The sequence below is a fragment of the Streptomyces roseus genome (assembly GCF_001044425.1).
Lineage (GTDB): Bacteria > Actinomycetota > Actinomycetes > Streptomycetales > Streptomycetaceae > Streptomyces > Streptomyces roseus.
On sequence record NZ_LFML01000122.1, the window covers coordinates 60,108 to 67,527 of the forward strand.

The following is a 7,420-nucleotide window of genomic DNA, read 5'->3' on the forward strand; positions in this document are numbered from 1 at the left end:
GCCGCTGCCGAGCACGAGAGTACGAGCACCCACTCATGCGCGACCGCTTGCCCACCCCACCCCCCACCGGGCCCACCCCTGCCGAGGGGTCCGAGATCCCGGTGGAACCCCTCAGCCACAGCCTCAAGCAGCGCCACCTGACCATGCTGGGCCTCGGCGGCGTGATCGGCGCCGGGCTGTTCGTCGGATCCGGCGCCGGCATCGGCATCGCCGGCCCCGCGATCATCTGCTCGTACCTGCTCGCGGGCGCCCTCGCCATGCTGGTGATGCGCGCGCTCGGCGAGATGTCGGCGGCGATGCCCGCCTCCGGTTCCTTCTCCGTGTACGCGGAGCGGGCCCTGGGGCGCTGGGCCGGGTTCTCGGCGGGCTGGCTCTACTGGTTCCTGCTGGTCGTGGTGCTCGCGGTCGAGGCCACCGGCGCGGCGAAGATCGCGAACGGCTGGCTGCCCTCGGTGGACCAGTGGGTCTGGGTGCTGATCTTCATGGTGGTCTTCACCGTGAGCAACCTGGCCGCCGTGAAGAACTTCGGCGAGTTCGAGTTCTGGTTCGCGGCCCTCAAGGTCGGCGCGATCGTCCTCTTCCTGATCCTCGGCACGCTCGCGATCTTCGGCCTGCTCCCGGACACCGATCCCATCGGCACGGCCAACCTGACCGGCCGCGGCGGGTTCTTCCCCGAGGGCTTCGGCGGGGTGGTCGCCGGCATGCTCGCGGTCATCTTCGCCTTCGGCGGCCTGGAGGTCGTCACCATCGCGGCCGCCGAGTCCGACAACCCGGCGAAGTCCGTGGCCCGCGCGGTGCGCAGCGCCGTGTGGCGGATCCTCTTCTTCTACGTCGGCTCGATGGTGGTCATCGTGACCCTGCTGCCGTGGGACTCGCTGGAGCCGGGGCAGAGCCCGTACGTCGCCGTCCTGGACTCCATCGGAATTCCCGCGGCCGGCCAGATCATGAACATCGTGGTGTTCGTGGCGCTGCTCTCCGCGCTCAACGCCAATCTGTACGGCTCCTCGCGCATGGTGTTCTCGCTGGCCGAGCGCGGCGAGGCGCCCAAGGCGCTGCTGAAGGTGTCGGGCGGCGGCGTGCCGCGCCGGGCCGTCTTCGCCTCGGTGGCCTTCGGCTTCGTGTCGGTGGTGCTGAACCTGCTGTGGCCGGACACGGTCTTCCTCTACATGCTGAACGCGGTCGGCGCGGTGCTGCTGTTCGTGTGGGCCCTGATCGCGGTCTCGGAGCTGAAGCTGCGCCGCGTGCTGGAGCGGGACATGCCCGAGCGCCTCACGCTGCGGATGTGGTGCTTCCCGTACCTGACGTGGACGGCGCTGCTGGGCATGGCGGCGGTGCTGGTGCTGATGCTCTTCGACGACTCGGCGCGGCCGCAGCTGCTGTGGTCCTCGGGTGCGGCGGCGGCCGTCCTCGTGGTGGCGTGGGTGCGCGAGCTCAGGATGCGCCGGGCCTGAAGGGCGCGGTGCCGTGTCGCGAGTGTGCGGGGACGATCACCGGCGGTCATCCCGTTGTCCGAATAACGGACGCGAAGCGTCCGATGATCGGACAACGGTGAGACTGGGGCACTTCCTCCCGTCCACCCGCACACCGGACAGGCAACACCTTCATGAGCCAGACAGCCACCGCACCCCGCGCCGAGGAGGCACCCCCCTCGGGAGGCGCCGGATCCCCCCTCGGCAACGGACTCAAGCAGCGCCACCTTTCGATGATCGCCCTCGGCGGGGTCATCGGGGCCGGCCTCTTCGTCGGCTCCGGCGCCGGCATCGCGGCCGCCGGTCCCTCGATCGTGATCGCGTACGCGGTTTCCGGCCTGCTCGTGATGTTCGTGATGCGGATGCTCGGCGAGATGTCCGCCGCCAACCCCGCCTCCGGCTCCTTCTCCGTGCACGCGGACCGGGCGATCGGCCCCTGGGCCGGGTTCACGGCCGGCTGGATGTTCTGGACCCTGCTGTGCGTGGGCGTGGCCATCGAGGCGATCGGCGCGGCGCACATCATGACCGGCTGGTTCCCGGGCACCCCGTCCTGGATGTGGGTGCTGGTCTTCATGGCGCTGTTCTGCGGCACCAACCTGGCCGCCGTCTCGAACTTCGGCGAGTTCGAGTTCTGGTTCGCGGCCCTGAAGATCGGTGCGATCGCGCTCTTCCTGGGCCTCGGCGTGCTGGCCGTCCTCGGCCTGCTGCCCGGCACCTCCTCCCCCGGCGCCGCCAACCTGGTGCACGACGGCGGATTCCTGCCCAACGGCATGGACGGCCTGCTGGTCGGACTGCTCGCCTCGGTGGTCGCGTACGGCGGCCTGGAGACGGTGACCATCGCGGCGGCCGAGTCCGAGAACCCGGTCAAGGGCGTGGCCCGGGCCGTGAAGACCACCATGTGGCGGATCGCGATCGTCTACGTCGGCTCCATGCTGGTCATCGTCACGCTGCTGCCGTGGAACGACCCGGCGGTGACCGAGGACGGTCCGTACGCGGCCGCCCTGGCCCACCTCGGCATCCCGGCCGCCGGCGAGATCATGAACGTGGTCATCCTGATCGCCCTGCTGTCGGCGATGAACGCCAACATCTACGGCTCCTCGCGCATGGCCTACTCGCTCGTCTCCCGCGGCCAGGGCCCGAAGGCGCTGGGCAAGGTCAGCGGCCGGGTGCCGCGCCGCGCGGTCCTCGTCTCCTGCGCGTTCGGCTTCGTCACCGTGCTGCTGTCCTACTGGTACCCGGACACCCTGTTCGCCTGGCTGCTGAACATGGTCGGCGGGGTCATCCTCGTCGTCTGGGGCTTCATCGCCGTCTCGCAGTTCGTGCTGCGGCGCAGGCTGGAACGCGAGGCCCCTTCGAGGCTGGTCGTGAAGATGTGGGGCTTCCCGTACCTGACCTGGGTGGCGCTGGCCGGGGTGGCCGGGGTGCTGGTGCTGATGGCGCTCGACCAGGACACCCGGGTCCAGGTGGTCTTCACCGCAGGCCTGACCGTCGCCCTCGCGGTGACGGGCTACGTGATGCAGCGCCGGGCGGCCGCAGCCCGCTGACCCGCGCCCCGTCCCAGGTGGGCCCCGTGCGAACGCACGGGGCCCACCTGCGTTCCACAGAGGCGACCCTTACGTGATCGCCGGAATAGATACTGCTAGCGTGCAGTTGCGCATTGATTGCAATAAGCAGTTGGCACGCTGAGGGGACCGGATAACACGCATGGCCATCTACACGCTTCCTGAGCTTCCGTACGACTACGCGGCGCTGGAGCCGGTGATCAACCCGCAGATCATCGAGCTGCACCACGACAAGCACCACGCGGCTTACGTCACCGGCGCCAACAACACGCTGGAGCAACTGGCGGAGGCCCGCGACAAGGAGAACTGGGGTGCGCTGAACGGCCTGGAGAAGAACCTGGCCTTCCACCTCTCCGGTCACATCCTGCACAGCATCTACTGGCACAACATGGCCAGCCCGAAGACCGGCGAGGGCGGCGGCGAGCCCACCGCGGCCGACGGCCTCGGCGACCTGGCCGACGCGATCACCGAGTCCTTCGGCTCGTTCGCGAAGTTCAAGAAGCAGCTGACCTTCGCGTCCTCCGCGACGCAGGGATCCGGCTGGGGCGTCCTCGCGTACGAGCCCGTCAGCGGCCGTCTGGTCGTCGAGCAGGTCTACGACCACCAGGGCAACGTGGGCGTGGCCAGCACGCCGATCCTGGTCTTTGACGCCTGGGAGCACGCCTTCTACCTCCAGTACAAGAACCAGAAGGTGGACTTCATCGAGGCGATGTGGAACGTCGTCAACTGGCAGGACGTGTCCCGGCGCTACGCCGACGCCAAGGCGAACACCCCGCTGCTGATCCCCGCCAAGGGCTGATCACGGCCCCACCGAGCCCTCCCCCAGCCTTCGGCCGGGAGGTGCCCCCACCTCGTGATCGTCTTCTCAACCTTCGCGTAGGGGGCGTCCAACGGAAGACCCCCGCAAGGACGTGACTTGCGGGGGTCTTCTGTGTGCGGCGGCGGGCCTGGCGGGCCTACTCGAAGGAGGGACCCTTGGTGCGGGTGCGCTTGATCTCGTAGAAGCCGGGGGTCGAGGCGACCAGCAGGGTGCCGTCCCACAGCCGGGCCGCGGCCTCGCCGCGCGGGGTCGGGGTGACGACCGGCCCGAAGAAGGCCACCTCGTCGCCCTCGGCGCCGGGCACGGAGATCACCGGGGTGCCGACCTCCTGGCCCACGCGCTCGATGCCGTCGTTGTGGGAGTCGCGCAGCACCTGGTCGTACTCGTCGGAGTCGGCGAAGGCGAGCAGCTCGGCCGGCAGGCCGACCTCCTCCAGCGCCTCGGCGATGACCTCGCGGGTCGCGCCCTTGTCCTCGTTGTGGATCCGGGTGCCGAGCGCGGTGTAGAGCTTGCCGGTGATCTCCTCACCGTGCTTCTGCTGGGCCGCGATGACCACGCGGACCGGCGCCCAGCCCTTGGGGCCGAGCAGCTCGCGGTAGCGCTCGGGCAGCTCGTCGAGCTTGTTCTCGTTCAGGACGGCGAGGCTCATCACGTGCCAGCGCACCTCGACGTCGCGGACCTTCTCGACCTCCAGCATCCAGCGGGACGTCATCCAGGCCCAGGGGCAGAGCGGGTCGAACCAGAAATCGACCGGGGTCTTCTCGCGCACCTGGGTGTCGGCCATGTCTCTCCTCTGATCGCTGCGTGCATCACTGGTCGTGTTCCCCCTCGCCAACCAGGCCGGCACCTCGCGCATTCCCCCGTGCGAGGATTCCGTCAGGTATCGCGATCACGCACGAAGGAGTGCACGTGCCCGGAGAGAATCTGTCCCGTGACGAGGCCCGCGAGCGGGCCGAGCTGCTGTCCGTCGACGGGTACGAGGTGGTCCTCGACCTGAGGTCCGCCGTGGACGAGGCCGAACCGGCCGAGGGCCCCCGGACCTTCCGCTCGGTGACCACGATCCGCTTCCGGGCCGCCGCCCCCGGTTCGGCCACCTTCGCGGACCTCATCGCCCCGTCGGTGAACTCCGTCACCCTCAACGGGCGGGAGCTGGACCCGGCCGCCGTCTTCGACGGGGCACGGATCTCCCTGGCCGATCTGGCCTCCGAGAACGTCCTGGTCGTGGACGCGAACTGCGCGTACAGCCGGACGGGCGAAGGCATGCACCGCTTCGTCGACCCGGAGGACGGCGAGGTCTACCTCTACACGCAGTACGAGCCGGCCGACGCCCGCCGCGTGTACGCGAACTTCGAGCAGCCCGACCTGAAGGCCCCCTACCGCTTCGAGGTGACCGCGCCGGAGGGCTGGCACGTCTGGAGCAACGGCGCCGAGGAGTCCCGCGAGGGGCTGACCCGGCGCTTCGCCGAGACCGCGCCGATCTCCACGTACATCACCTGCGTGGTGGCGGGCCCCTACCACTACGTGACGGACACCTACACGCGCGGGGACCTGACGATCCCGCTGGGCGCGATGTGCCGCAAGGGGCTGGCGAAGCACTTCGACGCGGACGACGTCTTCCTGGTCACCAAGCAGGGCTTCGACTTCTTCCACGAGCACTTCGACTACCCGTATCCCTTCGGGAAGTACGACCAGGCCTTCGTGCCCGAGTACAACCTGGGCGCGATGGAGAACCCGGGGATGGTGACCTTCCGCGAGGAGTACATCTTCCGCGGCAAGGTGACGCGGGCCGCCTACGAGCGGCGCTGCAACACGATCCTGCACGAGATGGCCCACATGTGGTTCGGCGACCTCGTCACCATGAAGTGGTGGGACGACCTGTGGCTGAAGGAGTCCTTCGCGGACTTCATGGGCTCCTTCTCGCAGGTCGAGGCGACCCGCTTCGACCAGGCGTGGGTGACCTTCGCCAACAATCGCAAGGCGTGGGCGTACCGGGCCGACCAGCTGCCCTCCACGCACCCGATCACGGCCGACATCCGCGACCTGGAGGACGCGAAGCTCAACTTCGACGGCATCACGTACGCCAAGGGCGCGGCGGTGCTCAAGCAGCTCGTCGCGTACGTGGGGCGGGAGGCGTTCCTGGAGGGCGCGCGGCGCTACTTCAAGGCCAACGCGTACGGGAACACCACGCTCGACGACCTGCTGTCGGTGCTCGGCGAGGTCTCCGGCCGGGACATGGCCGAATGGTCGCGGGCCTGGCTGCAGACGGCCGGCGTGAACGTGCTGACGCCGGTGCTGACGTACGACGCGGGCGGCCGGGTGACCGAGCTGGCCGTGGTGCAGGAAGGCGAGGAGCTGCGCCCGCACCGGGTCGCGGTCGGCCTGTACCGGCTGGATGAGGGCGCGCTGGTCCGCTACGCGCGGGCCGAGGCGGACGTGGCCGGCGCCTCGACGGTCGTCGCCGAGCTGGCCGGGCAGGAGCGGCCGGACCTGGTACTGGTCAACGACGACGACCTCACGTACTGCAAGATGCGCTTCGACGAGGGCTCGCTGGCGACGCTGCGCGAGCGGCTCGGCGGCGTGGCGGACCCGCTGGCGCGGGCGCTGTGCTGGTCGGCGCTGTGGAACCTGACGCGCGACGGGCTGATGCCCGCGCGCGACTTCATCTCGATGGTGGTGGCCCACGCCGGCCGCGAGGGCGACGTCGGCGTGCTGCAGATGCTGCACTCGCAGGCGCTGGCCGCGGTCACGCACTACGCGGCGGCCGACTGGCGCGAGCAGGGCGGCCGGGCCCTGTCGGCGGTCGCGCTCCAGGAGCTGCGGATGTCCGAGCCGGGCTCGGAGCACCAGCTGACCTGGGCCCGCTTCTTCGCGGCGGGTGCGGCGACCGAGGGCGACTTCCAGCTGCTGCTGGGGCTGCTGGACGGTTCGGCGCGGATCGACGGGCTGGACGTGGACCAGGAGCTGCGGTGGGACTTCCTGCTGCCGCTGGCCGCGCACGGCGCGGTCGACGAGGCCGTGCTCGCGGCGGAACTGGCGCGCGACGACACGGCGTCGGGCAAGCGGCACCAGGTGCGCTGCCTGGCGGCGCGGCCGTCCGAGGCGGTCAAGGACCAGGCGTGGGCGGCGGTCGTCGAGTCGGACGCGCTGTCGAACGCACTGGTGGAGGCGACGATCGCGGGCATGCACCAGCCTTCGCAGCGGGCGCTGCTGGCGCCGTACGCGGGGCGCTACTTCGAGGTGATCGAGCGGGTCTGGGCGGACCGGTCGATCCAGATCGCCATGCACGTGGTGAAGGGGATGTACCCCTCGCTGGAGGACTCGGAGTCCACGCTCGCCGCCACCGACGCCTGGCTCTCCGCCCACGCCGACGCGGCTCCGGCGCTGCGCCGTCTGGTGCTGGAGGCCCGTGACGACCTGGCCCGGGCGCTGCGGGCGCAGGCCTGCGACGCGGCGGCCGGCGCGGTGTAGGGGGGTGTCGGCGGTGCCGGAGGCCTTCGCGTCACCGCCCGAGCCGCCCCCGCAGGCGGTCAGCGCGGCGGCCATGAGTGCGGTCCCGGCCATCATGGCGT

The 7,420-nt window shown here is 70.3% G+C and carries 5 protein-coding genes; 4 read left to right on the forward strand and 1 reads right to left on the reverse strand.

Annotated features, from left to right (window positions below):
* Positions 1-35: 35 nt before the first annotated feature.
* The 3 genes from ACS04_RS26870 to ACS04_RS26880 all read left to right on the forward strand — a co-directional run bounded on the left by ACS04_RS26870 (position 36) and on the right by ACS04_RS26880 (position 3,830).
* Positions 36-1,451: an amino acid permease gene (locus ACS04_RS26870; RefSeq protein WP_107438709.1), complete on the forward strand. Its 1,416-nt coding sequence runs from the start codon at positions 36-38 to the stop codon at positions 1,449-1,451.
* A 152-nt stretch (positions 1,452-1,603) separates the two neighbouring features.
* A complete protein-coding gene (locus ACS04_RS26875) occupies positions 1,604-3,013 on the forward strand; it encodes an amino acid permease (protein ID WP_048479366.1) in 1,410 nt (469 codons plus the stop codon).
* A gap of 160 nt (positions 3,014-3,173) precedes the next feature.
* Positions 3,174-3,830, forward strand: a complete 657-nt coding sequence (locus ACS04_RS26880; RefSeq protein ID WP_030384709.1) for a superoxide dismutase — start codon at positions 3,174-3,176, stop codon at positions 3,828-3,830.
* A 157-nt stretch (positions 3,831-3,987) separates the two neighbouring features.
* Here ACS04_RS26880 and ACS04_RS26885 read toward each other — a convergent pair whose 3' ends face one another.
* A complete protein-coding gene (locus ACS04_RS26885; protein ID WP_048479367.1) occupies positions 3,988-4,635 on the reverse strand; it encodes a mycothiol-dependent nitroreductase Rv2466c family protein in 648 nt (215 codons plus the stop codon).
* A 125-nt stretch (positions 4,636-4,760) separates the two neighbouring features.
* Between ACS04_RS26885 and pepN the strand changes: the two genes are divergently transcribed.
* Positions 4,761-7,319 carry an aminopeptidase N gene (pepN, locus tag ACS04_RS26890; RefSeq protein ID WP_048479368.1) on the forward strand — a complete coding sequence of 853 codons (2,559 nt, stop codon included), beginning with the start codon at positions 4,761-4,763 and terminating at the stop codon, positions 7,317-7,319.
* Positions 7,320-7,420 lie beyond the last annotated feature (101 nt).

Coding starts and splice junctions, on each gene's coding strand:
- ACS04_RS26875 (WP_048479366.1), top strand. CDS start 1,604: ATGAGCCAGACAGCCACCGCACCCCGCGCCGAGGAGGCACCCCCCTCG.
- ACS04_RS26880 (WP_030384709.1), top strand. CDS start 3,174: ATGGCCATCTACACGCTTCCTGAGCTTCCGTACGACTACGCGGCGCTG.
- ACS04_RS26885 (WP_048479367.1), bottom strand. CDS start 4,635: ATGGCCGACACCCAGGTGCGCGAGAAGACCCCGGTCGATTTCTGGTTC.
- ACS04_RS26870 (WP_107438709.1), top strand. CDS start 36: ATGCGCGACCGCTTGCCCACCCCACCCCCCACCGGGCCCACCCCTGCC.